This window comes from Streptomyces sp. NPDC055400, from assembly GCF_053644375.1.
The window spans coordinates 381149-397336 of sequence record NZ_JBSHLM010000008.1 but is presented as its reverse complement, the minus strand read 5'-3'; the positions used below and the strand labels follow the sequence as shown (position 1 = coordinate 397336).

Below are 16188 nucleotides of genomic sequence, written 5' to 3'. Positions count from 1 at the left end.
GTCAACAACCTCGAAGGGTGAGCAGCCATGCAGTTCGGGATCTTCAGCGTCGGTGATGTCACAGCCGATCCGACGACGGGCCGTACGCCGAGTGAGCACGAGCGCATCAAGGCCATGCTCGCCATCGCGCTGAAGGCGGAGGAGGTCGGGCTCGACGTCTTCGCGACCGGCGAGCACCACAACCCGCCCTTCGTGCCGTCGTCGCCGACCACGATGCTCGGGTACATCGCCGCCCGCACCGAGAACCTGATCCTCTCCACCTCCACGACGCTGATCACCACGAACGACCCAGTGAAGATCGCCGAGGACTTCGCGATGCTCCAGCACGTCGCGGACGGCCGCGTCGACCTGATGATGGGCCGCGGCAACACCGGCCCCGTCTACCCCTGGTTCGGCAAGGACATCCGCGAGGGCATCAACCTCGCCGTCGAGAACTACGCCCTGCTGCGCCGCCTGTGGGACGAGGACGTCGTGACGTGGGAGGGCAAGTTCCGCACGCCGCTGCAGTCCTTCACCTCGACGCCGCGCCCGCTGGACGGGGTCGCGCCCTTCGTGTGGCACGGCTCGATCCGCTCGCCCGAGATCGCCGAGCAGGCCGCGTTCTACGGCGACGGGTTCTTCCACAACAACATCTTCTGGCCGATGGAGCACACCAAGCAGATGGTGAACCTCTACCGCCGGCGCTTCGCCCACTACGGGCACGGCGCCCCCGAGCAGGCGATCGTCGGGCTCGGCGGCCAGGTGTTCATGCGCAAGAACTCGCAGGACGCGGTGCGGGAGTTCCGCCCGTACTTCGACAACGCGCCCGTCTACGGACACGGCCCCTCCCTCGAGGACTTCACCTCGCAGACCCCGCTGACCGTGGGATCCCCGCAGCAGGTGATCGAGCGGACGCTCGGGTTCCGGGAGCACGTCGGTGATTACCAGCGCCAGCTGTTCCTGATGGACCACGCCGGTCTGCCGCTGAAGACCGTCCTGGAGCAGCTCGACATCCTCGGCGAGGAGGTCGTCCCGGTGCTGCGCAAGGAGTTCGCGAACAGCCGCCCGGCGAACGTGCCGGACGCGCCGACGCACGCGTCGCGCGTCGCGGAGGCGGAGCTGACGGCTCAGCAGGAGAACGAGAAGGAGGTGCCGTCCGTATGAAGCTCGTCGTCGTGTCGGCGGGGCTGAGCGCCCCGTCGTCGAGCAGGATCCTCGCGGACCGGCTCACGCAGGCGGTGACCTCGCAGGTCGCGGGCGCCGATGTCGAGGTGACCGTCGTCGAACTGCGTGACCTGGCCGTCGAGATCGCGCACAACCTGGTCACCGGGTTCCCCGGGCCCGCCCTCAGGGAGGCGCTCGACGCGGTGGCCGGGGCGGACGGCCTGATCGCCGTGTCGCCGGTGTTCTCGGCCTCGTACAGCGGTCTGTTCAAGTCGTTCTTCGACGTGCTCGACAAGGACGCGCTCACCGGGAAGCCGGTGCTGGTCGGGGCGACCGGCGGGACGCCGCGGCACTCGCTGGTCCTGGAGCACGCGATGCGCCCGCTGTTCGCGCATCTGCGGGCCGTGGTCGTGCCGACCGCCGTGTACGCGGCGTCGCAGGACTGGGGAGCGGAGGGGCTTGAGCAGCGCGTCGAACGGGCGGGCGGTGAGCTCGCGCGGCTCATGACCGGCCTCGCGGCGGCCCGCCCGGCGCCGGTGGAGTGGGGCGACGACGTCATCCCCTTCGAGCGGCAGCTTGCCGCGCTGCGGACGTAGTGAGAATAGTCACGGGCCCTGCGGGACGGCCGGCGCGAGCCAGGCCGTCCAGCCGCGGGTGTGGTGCAGGGGGTACGGCGTCCAGTCGCGCGCATAGTGCGGTGGGCGCTGTCCCTTTGCCGTGAGGACGGCGGTCGGCACCTTCGCGGCGCGGCCGAGGATGCCCGCGGCGGTCGTCGAGACGTTGTTGCCGTCGATCTGGGCGGAGGCGCAGCCCGCGTCGTAGGCGATGGGGAGGGCGCGCGGGCCCGAGACCAGGCAGGGCGGGCGCAGGCCGAGGGCGCGCAGGCTGTCGGCGGCGGCGCGGTAGCGCTGGTTCGTGGTGGCGGTCGCCGAGGTGACCTCGGTCAGGACGGTGGACTGCGAGACGAACTGCGCCGCGACGATCAGTCCTACGAGGATGAGGGCGCGTCGCGAGGCCAGACGCGTGACCAGGCTCGCGACCGGCAGGGCGAGGAGCGCGTAGGCCGGGAGCAGGAAGCGCGGGGCCGAGTAGTCGATCATGAGCAGATACGGCACGGCGACCGCGGCGGCGACGGCCACGGGGAGCGCGGTCGCCAGGAGCCGGCGCTCGCGCACCGCGTAGGCGAGTGCGGCGGCGGCGAGGACGGGCAGGGCCAGCCACCACAGGGTGAGGCCGGGGGCGTCCACGGTCGCCGAGCACGGGCGGCACAGCAGGGGGCCGTTGAGGCTGGACCAGGCGTGGTCGAAGTTGAGGTGCAGGCCCATGTCGCCCTCGGTGGCGCTCGACACGTGCAGCCGTTCCTGTACGGAGCCGAAGCGGGTGTACGCCTCCGTGACCCACTGGGCGAGGCCGGTCGCGAGTCCGCCGACCAGGTAGGGCAGGGTGCGGCGGCCGCGGAACAGGGCCGTGGCGATCAGGGGCAGGGCGAGCCAGACGGCGTCCGGAGCGCGGAACAGGGCGGTCACGGCGACGCAGCCCGCGAGCCACCGGTTCGCGCCGGGTTCGCGCCGGATCACCGCGCGCAGGAACCAGCCGGTGGCGGCGACCGAGCCGAACGCGACCCAGAGGTTGGGCATGGCCTGCGGCCCGGAGATCTGGGTGATCCACAGCCCCGCGAACAGCAGCGCGGCGAGGGCGGTGGTACGGGCCCCGACGACCGGACGCCATACGCGGAACGCGGCGTACAGGGTGGCCGAGGAGAGCAGCGTGAGCGCGATGCGCAGGACGGTCACGGACGGGGTGACCGCGATGAACGGCGCGGTCAGGAAGCTGGTGCCACGGGAGCGCGGCGCGCTGAAGAAGGCGGCGGGGACGCGCGGGTCGTACTGCGACACGTACACGGCCTCGTCCCACCCGAGCGCGTGCGCGAACGCCGGCACGACGAGCACGAACTGAACGAGGGCGTAGCCGAGAGCGACGAGCGCCAACCAGTGGATGGTGCGGGGGCGCCGCTCGGGGGCGTCAGATGTGGTGGCGGGGGAGGACGAGGGGTGGGGGATGGCGGTGGCGCCGGTGGGAGCGGTGACGCCGGGGGCCGCTGTGGTGGCTCGGGGGCTGGGGTCGGGGCTGGGCTCGGTGTGGCGGCCGGGGGCGGTGGCCGGGGTGTCGGTCCCGGGTTGGGTGGTGGTGGTTGCCGTGTCGGTCCCGGGCTGGGCAGTGGTGGCTGTCGTGTCGGTCTCGGGCTGGGCGGTGCTGGTTGCCGGATCCGCGTCCGGTTGGGTGTCGGGGGGTGCGGCCGGGTGTGGTCGGGGTGTGGTGACGCTTGGTGCGGAGGCTCGTTTGGCCCAGGTCAGGGCCGTGGCTCCGGGCTCCGGTCGGCTCGCCTCCGGTCGGACAGTCGTACCCGGCTGGGGGTCGGGCCGGGGGGCGGGCCGCCGCCGGTTCTGATCGGCCCGCCTGCCCCGGCCCTCGGTGGCCCGGTCCCGTTTGGCTCCGGGGGCCTTGGGGCCTTGCGGGCGGGCCGGTTCTGGGGTGCCGAGTTGGGTGTCGTTGGTCGTCATGTGCCTTCCCGCTCGTGCGTCACGTGGGGCGTGGGTCCGGGCGGGCGCTGCGCGCGGACGCGGCCCGCGCCGGGCCGTGGGTCGAACGGGCCTTGCGGCGGGCCCAGCCGGCCGCGCGTGAGCGCAGCCGCTGCCACGACCGCAGGCGCCGCGTCTCACGGAGTTCGGTGAACAGGAGCTCGTACCGGGCGACGATCGGATCGGGGTCGTAGCGGCGGGCGGACGCGAACGCGGCGCGGGCCATGGCGTGCCGGAGCGGCGCGTCGTGGATGAGGCCGACGACCGCCTCGGCGAGGGCCCGCGCGTCCCCGACCGGCACGAGCCGGCCGTCGACGCCGTCGGTGATGATCTCTGCGGGGCCGAGGGGCGCGTCGGTGCTGACCACCGGAACTCCGCACCGCATCGCCTCGACGAGCGTCATCCCGAAGGACTCCGCATCCGACGCGGACACCACGATCGAGGCCTTCGCGAACTCCGGCTCGATGGGTGAGCGCGCCCCCATCAGATGGGCGCGCCCGGTCAGTCCGAGCCCGGCGACGAGATCGCGCAGCTTCGCTTCCTCGGGCCCGCCGCCGTAGATCCGCAGCTGCCACTCGGGCTCCTGCGCGGCGACGGCCGCGAACGCCTCCAGGAGCAGGTCGAAGCGTTTGCCCGGCGCGAGCCGCCCGGCGCTCGCGATGACCTTGGCGGCGCCGTCGGACGGCGGGCAGGGCGCCTGAGGCACGATGTTGGGGACCGACAGGACCCGTACGCCCGGCAGGGCCATGCGCGCCCGGTACACCTCGGCGTCCGCCGCGGTCATGGTGACGACGGCGTCCAGGGAGCGGTAGTGGCGGGCGAGCACCGCCCGGAGCTTCTTGCTGTGCGCGTCGTGGCGCAGGTGCTCCTGGCCGATCCGCAGTGCGGTGCGCGGGCCGTACATCGCCAGATAGACGTTGATGCCGGGGCGCGTACCGATCACGACGTCAGCGTCGCAGCGCTCCAGATACTCGCGCACGCGCAGATCGTGCAGACGGGTGTACTGCTTGTGCCGCTTCTCGGCGGCGGGAAAATCCCGCGCCGGCTCCTCGTACGCCGCGTACCGCGTGTCGACGCCGCCGATACGCGTGTCGACGAGTGGGACCAGTGAGACGGCGGGGTCGACCGTGAAGCGCGGCATCTCGCGATGCCGGGACATCGACACGATCTCCACCTCATGGCCGCCGCGCCCGGCGAGCGCCGCGGCGAGGTTGAGCGTGGTTCGCACGGTCCCGCCGATCGCGTACGCGTTGTGCAGCAGGAACACGATCTTCATGGACAAACCCTCCCGGCGGGCGCTGTGCCCGCAACATACGGCGGAAGCCTGGTCCAGCCGGGTAAGCCAACGTTCGCGCCCGGGTGAGAGGCGGGTAAGAAGGCGGCGGGCGGGTCCCTGGGCAGGGGGTATGCCGCCGGGCGCGGAGGGCACACTGGAACGCGTGTCCCCTACCGCCGCGTCCGCCACGCCCCACGCCGCGTCCCCGACCGTGCTGCTCGCCGAGGACGACCGTGCCATCCGCCATGCCCTGGAGCGGGCCCTGACTCTGGAGGGATACGAGGTCACGGCCGTCGCCGACGGGGTGGAGGCCATCGCGCAGGCGCACCGCAGCGCGCCCGACATCCTCGTCCTGGACGTGATGATGCCGGGCATCGACGGTCTTCAGGTGTGCCGGGTGCTGCGGGCCGAGGGGGACCGCACGCCGATCCTGATGCTGACGGCGCTCGTCGAGACGCCGGACCGGATCGCGGGCCTGGACGCAGGCGCCGACGACTATGTCGTGAAGCCGTTCGACGTGGACGAGGTCTTCGCCCGGCTCCGTGCCCTGCTGCGCCGCACCAACGGCGCCTCCTCCGACGACGGGAACGGCGGGCGCGACGCGTCGCACGAGCCCGTCGGCCAGGTCGCGGCGGCCGACCTCAGAATGGACCCGCAGGCGCGGCGGGCCTGGCGCGGGGAGCGCGAACTGGAACTCACCCGTACCGAGTTCGACCTCCTGGAGCTGCTCGTGCGCAACGCGGGCATCGTCCTCGACCACGCCACGATCTACGACCGCATCTGGGGCTACGACTTCGGCCCCGGGTCGAAGAACCTCGCCGTCTACGTCGGCTATCTGCGCCGCAAGGTCGACGAGCCCGGTGCCACCTCCCTCATCCACACCGTGCGCGGCGTCGGCTACGTGCTGCGGGAGGACTGAGGATGCCGCGCTCCCGCCTGCGCGCGCTCCTGCACGGGCGACCGCGCGCCCGGTCCCTGCGGACGACGTTCGCCGTGTCGTTCGCGGCCGTCGCGGCGGCCGTCACCGTCCTGGTCGGCTTCCTCTCCTACGACGCCGCGGCGCGGCTCGTCCGCGTGGACCAGCAGGCCGTGTTCGACGAGGTCGTCACCGATCTGCGGCAGCAGGTGAAGGAGGCCGAGCTCACCCCGTACGACTTCGCGTCGGGGGACCCCGACCACGACGGGCCGCGCGACGACCTGATCCGGCCGGCCCGTACGGACGTCCAGGTGCTCGGGCCCGGCGGCCGGGTCGTCGACCGCGGCAGCCCGCAGCTGCCGGTGAACGCGGCGGACCGGCGCACCGCCGACGAGGCGCACGCCGGTGTGACGGAGGAGGGCGACGGGGCGGAGAAGGGCGGCTCGCGGCGCGATGTGGAGATCGGCGGGGACGAGTACCGGATGACGGCCGTGTCGCTGGGCGGCGGGCGCGGCGCCGTGCAGGTCGCGCAGGAGTTCAGCGACACGGAGGACCTGCTGCGTGAACTCCAGCAGCGCACGGGGCTGTTGGCGGGTTCCGTGGTCGTGGCGGCGGGACTTGTCGGCTGGTGGCTGGCGCGCCGGATCACGGGGCGTCTGGTGAGGCTCGCGGAGGCGGCGGAGGACGTGGCGGGGACGGGACACCTCGATGTGCGGGTGCCGGTCACCGGCGGTGACGAGGTGGGCAGCCTGGGGCGCTCCTTCGACCGGATGCTGGGGCGGCTCGCGCGCTCGATGGAGGACCAGCGCCGCCTGGTGCAGGACGCCGGTCACGAACTGCGCACGCCGCTCACCTCGCTGCGTACGAACATCTCGCTGCTGCGCCGCATCGAGGACCTGCCGCCCGCCGCCCGCGAGGAGCTGATCGCCGACCTGGCGCAGGAGTCGCGTGAACTGACCGATCTGGTCAACGAGCTGGTGGAGCTGGCCGCGGGCAAGGAGGACGACGAGCCGGTCGTCGAGGTGGCCCTCGCCGAGACCGCCGAGGACACGGCGGTCCTCGCGCGCCGCCGTACGGGCCGCACGGTCACGGTGCGTTCGTGGGGCGACACGGTGGTCCGGGGCCGGCCGGCCTCGCTCCAGCGCGCGGTGTCGAACCTGGTGGAGAACGCTGCCAAGTTCGACCGCGACGGCACCGGGCCGATCGAGATCGTGGTCACGGGAGGCCTCCCGGACGGCGTGCGCGTCGAGGTGCTCGACCGGGGGCCCGGCATCGCGGACTCGGACATGGACCGGGTCTTCGACCGCTTCTACCGCGCGCCGGCCGCCCGCAGCCTGCCGGGCTCCGGCCTCGGCCTGTCCATGGTCCAGGAGGTGGCCGCGGCCCACGGTGGCGCGCCGTTCGCGAAGGCGCGTACGGGCGGGGGAGCGGAGATCGGGTTCACGGTGCGCGGTGTGCTGCCCGACGAGGAGTGAGGGTCAGGGCCAGACGAGGCAGTAGGCCTGGTGTCCCGCGTCGTGCAGCCGGTGGCTGAAGTCCTGCCATTCGTGCAGGAGTTGGTACACGTAGAACGCGTCGCGCGGGCCGCCGCGGTCCGGGACCGTCGACCAGATGAACGCCGCGGCGCCCACGGCCTCCTCGCCGACGCCGCGCAGCGGGTCGACGACCGTCATGGGCAGCTTCACGACTGCGTAGTCGGGATGCAGGACGACCAGTTCCAGCGGGGGGACCTTGTTCAGCGGTATGCCCTCGATGCCGGTGAGGACCATCGCGGCCATCGTCTCCGGCTTGATCTTGGTGAACATGCCGCCCATGCCGAGCTCGTCACCGCCGAGCTCCTCGGGGCGCATCGAGATGGGGACACGGGCCGCCGTGGCGCCGTCGGGCGCGCCGAAGTATTTGTACGTCACCCCCACCCGGCCACCATTCCTGCTCCCGGTCCCGCTCAGTGCCTGCCCGGCGTCCGTATCGCCCGGGTCCCCCGCTGCTGCGGCTGCCGCCTCCGCGTCGCGCCGGTGCTTTCCCCGCCGGGCACGCCGCGGGCCCAGATCGTCGGTCCCCTCGCCCAGTCCGCCACCGCGATGCATATCTCCACCCGACTGCTTTTCCAGGGCGCCTGGCCCCTTTTCTAGGCCGCGCGGCCACCACCGCGCAACCCGATCATCGTGTCAGTGACCTCCCCCACGGTCACTCGCCGAAACGTGCGGTGAACCACCCGCGCGGGCCGGGGAGCGAACCCCGAGCCGGCGTGCAGCGTGAACTGTCCGCGAGCGGCCCGTCCCCTGGGAGTTTAGGTAGTCGGTTCCCGCCGTGGCCAGAGAAGCAGGGGATGAGCCGGGGTCCGGAGAGCCTGCCCGTACGCTGAGAGGCATGGCAGAGGCGAACAACATCCCCGGGTCCGCGGCGCCGCCGTCGGGCGCGACCGCACCGTACCCCTATGAAGCACCGGTCTCGCAGGGTCTCTTCGACCGCGCGGCCCTCGTGACGCCGGGCGGCGTGAACTCGCCCGTACGCGCGTTCCGTGCCGTGGGCGGTACGCCCCGGTTCATGGTGTCCGGTACCGGTCCGTACCTCACGGATGCCGACGGTCGCGAGTACGTCGACCTCGTCTGCTCCTGGGGGCCGATGATCCTCGGCCATTCCCGTCCCGAGGTCATCGCGGCCGTCCAGGAAGCCGTCGCGCGCGGTACGTCCTTCGGTACGCCGGGTGAGGGCGAGGTGGCCCTGGCCGAGGAGATCGTCGCGAGGATCGCGCCGGTCGAGCAGGTGCGGCTGGTGTCCAGCGGCACCGAGGCGACCATGTCCGCGATCAGGCTCGCCCGCGGGTTCACCGGGCGCGCCAAGGTGATCAAGTTCGCCGGCTGTTACCACGGGCACGTGGACGCGCTGCTCGCCGCGGCGGGATCGGGTGTGGCGACCTTCGGGCTGCCGGACACCCCGGGCGTGACCGGTGCCCAGGCGGGCGACACCATCGTCGTCCCGTACAACGACCTCGACGCCGTGCGGGCCGCGTTCGCCGCGAACGAGGGCCAGGTCGCCTGTGTCATCACCGAGGCGTCTCCGGGCAACATGGGCGTCGTCCCGCCGATCGAAGGCTTCAACCAGGCACTCGCGGACCTGTGCCGGGAGAACGGCGCGCTGTACATCTCCGACGAGGTCATGACCGGCTTCCGCACGTCGAAGGCCGGCTGGTACGGCGTCGACGGGGTGGCGCCCGACCTGATGACGTTCGGCAAGGTCATGGGCGGTGGCTTCCCGGCCGCCGCGTTCGGTGGCCGCGCGGACGTCATGGGGCACCTCGCCCCGGCCGGACCCGTCTACCAGGCGGGCACGCTGTCCGGGAACCCCGTGGCGACGGCGGCCGGTGTCGCGCAGCTGAGGCTGCTCGACGACGCCGCGTACGCGAAGATCGACGCGGTCTCCGAGCAGCTGCGCACCCTGGTGAGCGCCGCGCTCACCAAGGAGGGCGTCGCGCACCGCGTGCAGAGCGCCTCCAACATGTTCTCGGTGTTCTTCACGGAGAACGAGGTGCGCAACTACGAGGACGCGAAGGCGCAGGAGTCCTTCCGCTTCACCGCGTTCTTCCACTCGATGCTGGAGCAGGGCGTCTATCTGCCGCCGTCGGCCTTCGAGTCCTGGTTCGTCTCCACTGCCCATGACGAGCGGGCGGTCGAGCGCATCGCCGCCGCGCTCCCCGGTGCCGCGCGCGCGGCTGCGGAGGCCACGCAAGCATGACCACTGCCGGCAAGTCCGACCAGGACATCACCGTCGTCCACGTGATGCGGCACGGAGAGGTGCACAACCCGGAGGGGATCCTGTACGGGCGCCTGCCCGACTACCACCTCTCCGAGCTCGGCCGGCAGATGGCCGACCGGGTCGCCGAGCACCTGTCCTCGCGTGATGTGACCCATGTCGTGGCCTCCCCGCTGGACCGGGCGCAGGAGACGGCGACGCCGATCGCGAAGGCGCACGGGCTCGACCTGGCGACCGACGGCCGGCTCATCGAGGCGGGCAACGTCTTCCAGGGCAAGACGTTCGGCGTCGGCGACGGCGCGCTGCGCAAGCCGGAGAACTGGAAGCACCTCGTCAACCCGTTCAAGCCGTCGTGGGGCGAGCCGTACGTCGAGCAGGTCGTGCGGATGATGGGCGCCCTCGACGCGGCGAAGGACGCGGCGCGCGGTCACGAGGCGGTGTGCGTCAGCCATCAGCTGCCGATCTGGATCGTGCGCAGCTTCGTGGAGAAGCGGCGGCTGTGGCACGACCCGCGCAAGCGGCAGTGCACGCTCGCCTCGCTCACGACGTTCACCTATCGCGGGGACAAGATCGTGTCCGTCGGCTACACGGAGCCCGCGCGTGATCTCGTGCCCGCCCATCTCCTCGCGGGAGCCAAGCCCGTGAAGGGGAAGGACAAGGCGTTCGGCGCGTAGCGCCTCGGGTCCGGAGCGCCTTGGGTCCTGAGCGGCTTCGGCACGCGGAACATTCGGCGCAAAGTCGTCGGCATTGCCCAACTTTGTTCTCCGCGCCGGAACCGCGGTGTTCGTCGCGCCCTCTAAGGGGGTGCCCGTCTCGTACGGGAGCAGGGCGCGACGAATGGGGACCAGGAAATGCCGGACATCACACGAAGGGGACTGATCGGGCTCGGAGCGGGGGCGGCGGCCGCCGCGCTCGCCGGGTGCGGTACCAGTAACGGGCAGAGCGGCAGGGCGTCAGTGCCGCCGGGTGACAAGGGCGGGGGCGGCGCCGGTAAGCCCGACAAGCCCGCGGCCCGGCCGATCGGCGACGGCTCGACGTCGTACACCGGCAAGCAGCCGAACCAGCCGGGCAGGCCCGTCCCCCTCGAACCCGGCGAGACGCCGCCGCAGTTCGTGATCTTCTCCTGGGACGGCGCGGGCGAGGTCGGCAACGGCCTCTTCCCGCGCTTCCTCGAACTGGCCGAGAACCACGGCGCGCACATGACGTTCTTCCTCTCCGGCCTCTATCTGCTGCCGGAGTCGAAGAAGCGGCTCTACCGCCCGCCGAACAACGGGGTCGGCGCCTCCGACATCGGCTATCTCACCGATGCCCACATCAAGGAGACGCTGAAGTACGTCCGCCAGGCCTGGCTGGAAGGCCATGAGATCGGCACGCACTTCAACGGCCACTTCTGCGCGGGCACCGGCACCGTCGCCAACTGGACCCCGGCGCAGTGGCGCAGCGAGATCGACCAGGCCAAGTCGTTCGTCAAGGAGTGGCGCACCAACACGGGCCGGCACGACCTGCCTTCGCTGCCCTTCGACTACGAGAAGGAACTCGTCGGCGGCCGCACGCCCTGTCTGCTCGGCCAGGACAATCTGCTGCCCACGGCCCGCGAGCTCGGCTGGCGCTACGACGCCTCGTCGCCAGGCGGCCGGCAGCGCTGGCCCTCCAAGCGCGGCGGGGTGTGGGATCTGCCGCTGCAGGCCGTGCCGTTCCCCGGGCGCAGCTTCGAGGTCCTCTCGATGGACTACAACATGCTGGCCAACCAGTCGGTGAACACGACCAGGGCGCCTGCCTACAACTACCCGCGCTGGCGCAGGCAGTCGGCCGAGGCCTACATAGCCGGCTTCAACCGGGCATACGAGACGAACCGGGCGCCGTTCTTCATAGGCAACCACTTCGAGGAGTGGAACGGCGGGATCTATATGGACTCCGTCGAAGAGGCGCTCAAGCACATAGCCGGGCAGAAGGATGTACGCCTCGTCTCCTTCCGGCAGTTCGTCGACTGGCTGGACGTCCAGGACCCGAAGGTCCTCGACAAGCTGCGCTCGCTCGACGTCGGAGTGCGCCCCGACGGCGGCTGGAAGAGCTATCTGAAAGCCGCGGCGTGAGCCGCGCGCCGCACCCTGAATGACCCCTCCTGAAATGGGGTTTTCTGTACGCAAGGGGGGTGCGGAAGATCCCCTAAACAGACATGCGAAACTTTTCACATGAGTGCCGACTGCCGCGTTTCCCCCCTCGCTGCATCCAAGCGCCGTACCGCCCTCCTCGCCGCGGGAGCCGCGGTCGCTGCGCTGACGCTCTCCGCATGCAGCTCCGGCGGAACGTCGGGCGGCGGCAACAACACCAACTTCGTGACGAACTCCGGCGGCATCTCCACCGTCGACAAGGGCGACCGACACGACGCGCCCAAGCTGGACGGCAAGGATCTGGAGGGCAAGCCCCTCGACCTCGCCGACTACAAAGGCAAGGTCATCGTGCTGAACGTGTGGGGCTCCTGGTGCCCGCCGTGCCGCGCCGAGGCCAACTACTTCGCCAAGGTCGCGAACGAGACCAAGGGCAAGGACGTCCAGTTCATCGGGATCAACACCCGTGATCCGCAGACCGAACCGGCCCTCCAGTTCGAGAAGGACCACAACATCCCGTACCCGAGCTTCTACGACCCCTCGGGCAAGCTGATGCTGCGGTTCGAGAAGGGCACCCTCAACCCGCAGTCCATCCCGTCCACGCTCGTCATCGACCGCGACGGCAAGATCGCCGCCCGCTCGCTGCGCGCGCTCAGCGAGGACAAGCTGCGCAAGATGGTCGACCCCGTCATCGCGGAGAAGTGAGCGACGGTGCACGCCACGCTCACCGCTCTCGCCGCTGAAGGCGGAGTGGGCAGCACCGTCGAGAGCGGTGCTCTCCTGCTCGCGCTGCCCATCGCCGTGCTCGGCGGCCTCCTCTCGTTCTTCTCGCCCTGCGTCCTGCCTCTCGTGCCGGGCTATCTGTCGTACGTGACGGGGGTCAGCGGCACCGACCTGGCCGACGCGCGGCGCGGCCGGATGGCGCTCGGCGCCGGACTCTTCGTCCTCGGCTTCACCGGGGTCTTCGTCTCCGGCGGGGCCCTCTTCGGCTACTTCGGCCAGACGCTCCAGGAGTACCAGGACACCCTCACCAAGATCCTCGGCGTCCTGATGGTCCTGATGGGGATCTTTTTCATGGGCATGATGCCCTGGCTCACGCAGCGCGAATTCCGCTTCCACAAGCGGCCGGTGACCGGTCTGATCGGCGCCCCGGTGCTCGGCGCCCTGTTCGGCATCGGCTGGACCCCCTGCATCGGTCCGACGCTCGCCTCCGTGACCGCCCTGTCCTTCAACGAGGCGAGCGCGGGGCGCGGGGCCATACTGACCGTTGCGTACTGCGCCGGGCTCGGTGTCCCCTTCGTGCTCGCCGCGGTCGCCTTCCGCAAGGCGCTCGGCGCCTTCGGCTGGGTCAAGAAGCACTACGCCTGGGTGATGCGCATCGGCGGCATCATGATGATCTTTACCGGAGTGCTGCTGCTCACAGGAGCGTGGGACACCCTCGTCCAGCAGATGCAGTCCTGGTCCAACGGCTTCACGGTGGGAATCTGATCCATGAGCACGACTGAATCCGGCAAGACCGGCGAGGTGGGCGGCGACGAGCTCGGCGCGGCCGGCTCGCACCTGTCCACCGCGCCGCAGGAGGACCGCGGCCCGAACCTGCCCAGCCTGGGGGTCATCGGCTGGGCCCGCTGGTTCTGGCGGCAGCTCACCTCGATGCGCGTCGCGCTGATCCTGCTCTTCCTGCTCTCGCTCGGGGCCATCCCCGGCTCGCTGATCCCGCAGTCCGGGGTCGACGAGATGAAGGTGCAGACGTTCAAGGACGCGCACACCACGGTCTCGCCGGTCTACGACAAGCTGGGCCTGTTCCACGTCTACAGCTCGGTGTGGTTCTCCGCGATCTACATCCTGCTGTTCATCTCCCTCATCGGCTGCATCGTCCCGCGCACCTGGCAGTTCGTCGGACAGCTGCGCGGCCGCGCCCCGGCCGCCCCCAAGCGCTTCACGCACCTGCCCGCGTCCGCGACCTGGCGCACCGACGCCGAGCCGGAGCAGGTCCGCGCGGCGGCCCTCACCATCCTTCGCAAGCGCCGCTTCCGCGCCCACATCTCCGGTGACTCCGTCGCCTCCGAGAAGGGCTATCTGCGCGAGGCCGGCAACCTGGTCTTCCACATCGCGCTGATCGTGATGCTGATCGCCTTCGCCTGGGGCCAGCTCTTCAAGTCCGAGGGCGGCAAGCTGATGGTCGAGGGCGACGGAGGCTTCTCCAACGCCCTGCCGATGTACGACGACTTCAAGTCCGGCAACCTCTTCAACTCCGACACCGACCTGACGCCGTTCAGCTTCCAGCTCGACAAGTTCGACGGAACGTACGAGCGCAACGGGCCGAACAAGGGCAGCCCGCGCGTCTACCGCGCCGACGTGACCTACAGCGTCGGCGCGACCGGCAAGGAGCAGAAGACCGCGATCCAGGTCAACGACCCGCTCGAGATCGACGGCACCAAGGTCTACCTCAACGGCCACGGCTACGCGCCCACCGTCACCGTCCGGGACGGCCGCGGCAAGATCGTCTCCCGGCAGGCCGTGGCGCTGCTGCCCATCGACTCGAACGTCACCTCCACCGGTGCCATCAAGATCATGGACGGCTACCGCGACAAGAACGGCAAGAAGGAACAGCTCGGCTTCAACGCCTTCTTCGTGCCGACCTTCGCGGGGTCCGGCAAGGGCAACATGTTCTCCCAGTTCCCCGCGCTCGACTATCCCGTCCTCGCGCTGTCCGCGTACCACGGAAGCCTGGGTGTCGACTCCGGTATCCCGCAGAACGTGTACCAACTGGACACCTCCAAGATGAAGAAGTTCACGGACTCGAAGGGGGAGCTGCTCAAGACGCGGCTGCGGCCCGGCGAGACCATGAAGCTTCCGGACGGCGCCGGGTCGATCACGTTCGACAAGGACATCAAGCAGTGGGCGAGCTTCCAGATCACCCACCAGCCCGGCGACGGCTGGGCCCTCGCCGGAGCGCTCGCCGCCATCGCGGGCCTCGCCGGCTCCCTGTTCATCCAGCGCCGCCGCGTCTGGGTCCGGGCGACCCCCGGAGCCGACGGAGTCACCGTCGTCGAGATGGGCGGTCTCGGCCGCAGCGAGTCCTCGAAGGTGGCCGAAGAACTCGGCGACCTGGCCGCACACCTCCACGAACAGGCGCCCAGCGCCGCCGATCCCCAACCTGCTGTTCCTGCCGAAGGGGCTGAGAAGTGAATCTCGCCGCCGCAACCAACGAGAATCTCGCGCACATCAGCAATGTGCTGATCTACTCGTCGATGGCCGTGTACCTCCTGGCCTTCTTCGCGCACATGGCCGAGTGGCTCTTCGGCAGCCGCAGCAAGGTCGGCCGCACCGCTGCCGCGCTGACGCAGAAGGCCACCGCGCAGGCCGCGGCCGGCTCCGTGAAGGTGCAGGTCAAGGAGAAGAACGGCGGCACCGCCGTCCTGGAGCGGCCCAGCGTCGTGACGCGCGCCGTCTCCGGCACGCGTGACGTGCCGGACGGCCCCGGCGCCTCAGGCGGCGACGAGCAGGGCGACCTCTACGGCCGTATCGCGGTGTCCCTCACCGTGCTCGCGTTCCTCGTCGAGGCGAGCGGTGTGCTCACCCGCGCGCTCTCCGTGCAGCGCGCGCCGTGGGGCAACATGTACGAGTTCAACATCACCTTCTCCACCGTCGCCGTCGCTGTGTACCTCGGCCTGCTCGTGGCGAAGAAGAACATCGGCTGGCTCGGCCTCCCGCTGGTCACCACGGTCCTCCTCGATCTCGGCCTCGCTGTCACTGTCCTGTACACCGCCAGCGACCAGTTGGTTCCCGCCCTTCACTCGTACTGGCTGTACATCCACGTCTCCACGGCGATCTTCTGCGGCGCGGTGTTCTACGTCGGCGCGGTCAGCACGCTGCTCTACCTGTTCCGCGACTCGTACGAGAACAAGCTGGCGAACGGCGGCAAGCCCGGGAAGTTCGCGACCTCGGTCATGGAGCGCCTGCCCGCCGCGTCCTCGCTCGACAAGTTCTCCTACCGCGTGAACGCGGCAGTCTTCCCGCTGTGGACGTTCACGATCATCGCGGGCGCGATCTGGGCCGGCGACGCGTGGGGCCGCTACTGGGGCTGGGACCCCAAGGAGACCTGGTCGTTCATCACCTGGGTCGCCTACGCCTGCTACCTGCACGCCCGCGCGACCGCCGGATGGAAGGGCCGCAAGGCCGCCTACCTGGCCCTCATCGCCTTCGCCTGCTGGCTGTTCAACTACTACGGCGTGAACATCTTCGTCACCGGCAAGCACTCCTACGCCGGCGTCTGAGACCGCGACAGCCGACGACGGCCCACCCTTTGCGATGCGAGTCACAAGGGGTGGGCCGTCGGTGTACGGACGGCCGGGGAGGGTGTGAGGGCGGAGCGGAGCACGGATCCCGGCGCCCAAGGGTGCGCGAAGC

At 70.7% G+C, this 16188-nt stretch carries 14 protein-coding genes; 11 read left to right on the top strand and 3 right to left on the bottom strand.

What is annotated here, in order from left to right:
* Window positions 1-27: 27 nt before the first annotated feature.
* Together ACWIGU_RS23350 and ACWIGU_RS23345 are read left to right on the top strand one after the other, a co-directional pair.
* On the top strand, window positions 28-1143 hold the full coding sequence (locus ACWIGU_RS23350; RefSeq protein ID WP_356278912.1) for an LLM class flavin-dependent oxidoreductase: 1116 nt from the start codon (window positions 28-30) through the stop codon (window positions 1141-1143).
* Window positions 1140-1739 (top strand): FMN reductase, encoded by a 600-nt coding sequence (locus ACWIGU_RS23345; RefSeq protein ID WP_454403616.1) that lies wholly within the window; start codon window positions 1140-1142, stop codon window positions 1737-1739. Before ACWIGU_RS23350 ends, ACWIGU_RS23345 begins: the two co-directional genes overlap by 4 nt.
* A gap of 9 nt (window positions 1740-1748) precedes the next feature.
* Here ACWIGU_RS23345 and ACWIGU_RS23340 read toward each other — a convergent pair whose 3' ends face one another.
* Both ACWIGU_RS23340 and ACWIGU_RS23335 read right to left on the bottom strand, forming a co-directional pair.
* Window positions 1749-3704, bottom strand: coding sequence for a hypothetical protein (locus ACWIGU_RS23340; protein ID WP_454403614.1), 1956 nt, complete (start codon window positions 3702-3704; stop codon window positions 1749-1751).
* Between the two features lie 19 nt (window positions 3705-3723).
* Window positions 3724-4998 carry a glycosyltransferase family 4 protein gene (locus ACWIGU_RS23335; RefSeq protein ID WP_454403612.1) on the bottom strand — a complete coding sequence of 425 codons (1275 nt, stop codon included), beginning with the start codon at window positions 4996-4998 and terminating at the stop codon, window positions 3724-3726.
* A gap of 211 nt (window positions 4999-5209) precedes the next feature.
* On the opposite strand from ACWIGU_RS23335, the gene ACWIGU_RS23330 reads away from it, so the two are divergent.
* Complete coding sequence (locus ACWIGU_RS23330; protein ID WP_454403668.1) at window positions 5210-5917, top strand: response regulator transcription factor; 708 nt, start codon at window positions 5210-5212, stop codon at window positions 5915-5917.
* A 2-nt stretch (window positions 5918-5919) separates the two neighbouring features.
* Window positions 5920-7389, top strand: a complete 1470-nt coding sequence (locus ACWIGU_RS23325; protein WP_454403610.1) for a HAMP domain-containing sensor histidine kinase — start codon at window positions 5920-5922, stop codon at window positions 7387-7389.
* Window positions 7390-7392: 3 nt separating this feature from the next.
* On the opposite strand, the gene ACWIGU_RS23320 is transcribed toward ACWIGU_RS23325, so the two are convergent.
* Complete coding sequence (locus ACWIGU_RS23320) at window positions 7393-8001, bottom strand: hypothetical protein (protein WP_454403608.1); 609 nt, start codon at window positions 7999-8001, stop codon at window positions 7393-7395.
* Between the two features lie 283 nt (window positions 8002-8284).
* Here ACWIGU_RS23320 and hemL point away from each other — a divergent pair, with 283 nt between their 5' ends.
* The 7 genes from hemL to ccsB all read left to right on the top strand — a co-directional run bounded on the left by hemL (window position 8285) and on the right by ccsB (window position 16055).
* Entirely contained in the window at window positions 8285-9649 is a 1365-nt protein-coding gene (gene hemL / locus ACWIGU_RS23315) for a glutamate-1-semialdehyde 2,1-aminomutase (RefSeq protein ID WP_454403606.1), read from the top strand.
* Window positions 9646-10341, top strand: a complete 696-nt coding sequence (locus tag ACWIGU_RS23310; protein WP_453778028.1) for a histidine phosphatase family protein — start codon at window positions 9646-9648, stop codon at window positions 10339-10341. The genes hemL and ACWIGU_RS23310 overlap by 4 nt, the downstream gene beginning before the upstream one ends.
* A 177-nt stretch (window positions 10342-10518) precedes the next feature.
* Entirely contained in the window at window positions 10519-11760 is a 1242-nt protein-coding gene (locus ACWIGU_RS23305; protein ID WP_454403603.1) for a hypothetical protein, read from the top strand.
* Window positions 11761-11859: 99 nt separating this feature from the next.
* The gene (locus ACWIGU_RS23300; protein ID WP_329571421.1) at window positions 11860-12480 is read left to right on the top strand and encodes a TlpA family protein disulfide reductase; all 621 of its coding nucleotides are present in this window, start codon (window positions 11860-11862) and stop codon (window positions 12478-12480) included.
* Window positions 12481-12486: 6 nt separating this feature from the next.
* Window positions 12487-13263, top strand: coding sequence for a cytochrome c biogenesis CcdA family protein (locus ACWIGU_RS23295; RefSeq protein ID WP_454403601.1), 777 nt, complete (start codon window positions 12487-12489; stop codon window positions 13261-13263).
* 3 nt (window positions 13264-13266) lie between these two features.
* Window positions 13267-14967: a cytochrome c biogenesis protein ResB gene (gene resB / locus ACWIGU_RS23290; RefSeq protein WP_454403599.1), complete on the top strand. Its 1701-nt coding sequence runs from the start codon at window positions 13267-13269 to the stop codon at window positions 14965-14967.
* The gene (gene ccsB / locus ACWIGU_RS23285; protein ID WP_454403597.1) at window positions 14964-16055 is read left to right on the top strand and encodes a c-type cytochrome biogenesis protein CcsB; all 1092 of its coding nucleotides are present in this window, start codon (window positions 14964-14966) and stop codon (window positions 16053-16055) included. The genes resB and ccsB overlap by 4 nt, the downstream gene beginning before the upstream one ends.
* The last annotated feature ends 133 nt before the right edge of the window (window positions 16056-16188 follow it).

What these genes read in the sequence shown, in the direction of transcription:
- ACWIGU_RS23335 (WP_454403612.1), bottom strand. Translation starts at nt 4,998, where the DNA reads ATGAAGATCGTGTTCCTGCTGCACAACGCGTACGCGATCGGCGGGACC.
- hemL (WP_454403606.1), top strand. Translation starts at nt 8,285, where the DNA reads ATGGCAGAGGCGAACAACATCCCCGGGTCCGCGGCGCCGCCGTCGGGC.
- ACWIGU_RS23325 (WP_454403610.1), top strand. Translation starts at nt 5,920, where the DNA reads ATGCCGCGCTCCCGCCTGCGCGCGCTCCTGCACGGGCGACCGCGCGCC.
- ACWIGU_RS23320 (WP_454403608.1), bottom strand. Translation starts at nt 8,001, where the DNA reads ATGCATCGCGGTGGCGGACTGGGCGAGGGGACCGACGATCTGGGCCCG.
- ACWIGU_RS23350 (WP_356278912.1), top strand. Translation starts at nt 28, where the DNA reads ATGCAGTTCGGGATCTTCAGCGTCGGTGATGTCACAGCCGATCCGACG.
- ACWIGU_RS23310 (WP_453778028.1), top strand. Translation starts at nt 9,646, where the DNA reads ATGACCACTGCCGGCAAGTCCGACCAGGACATCACCGTCGTCCACGTG.
- ACWIGU_RS23305 (WP_454403603.1), top strand. Translation starts at nt 10,519, where the DNA reads ATGCCGGACATCACACGAAGGGGACTGATCGGGCTCGGAGCGGGGGCG.
- ACWIGU_RS23300 (WP_329571421.1), top strand. Translation starts at nt 11,860, where the DNA reads ATGAGTGCCGACTGCCGCGTTTCCCCCCTCGCTGCATCCAAGCGCCGT.
- ACWIGU_RS23345 (WP_454403616.1), top strand. Translation starts at nt 1,140, where the DNA reads ATGAAGCTCGTCGTCGTGTCGGCGGGGCTGAGCGCCCCGTCGTCGAGC.
- ACWIGU_RS23340 (WP_454403614.1), bottom strand. Translation starts at nt 3,704, where the DNA reads ATGACGACCAACGACACCCAACTCGGCACCCCAGAACCGGCCCGCCCG.
- resB (WP_454403599.1), top strand. Translation starts at nt 13,267, where the DNA reads ATGAGCACGACTGAATCCGGCAAGACCGGCGAGGTGGGCGGCGACGAG.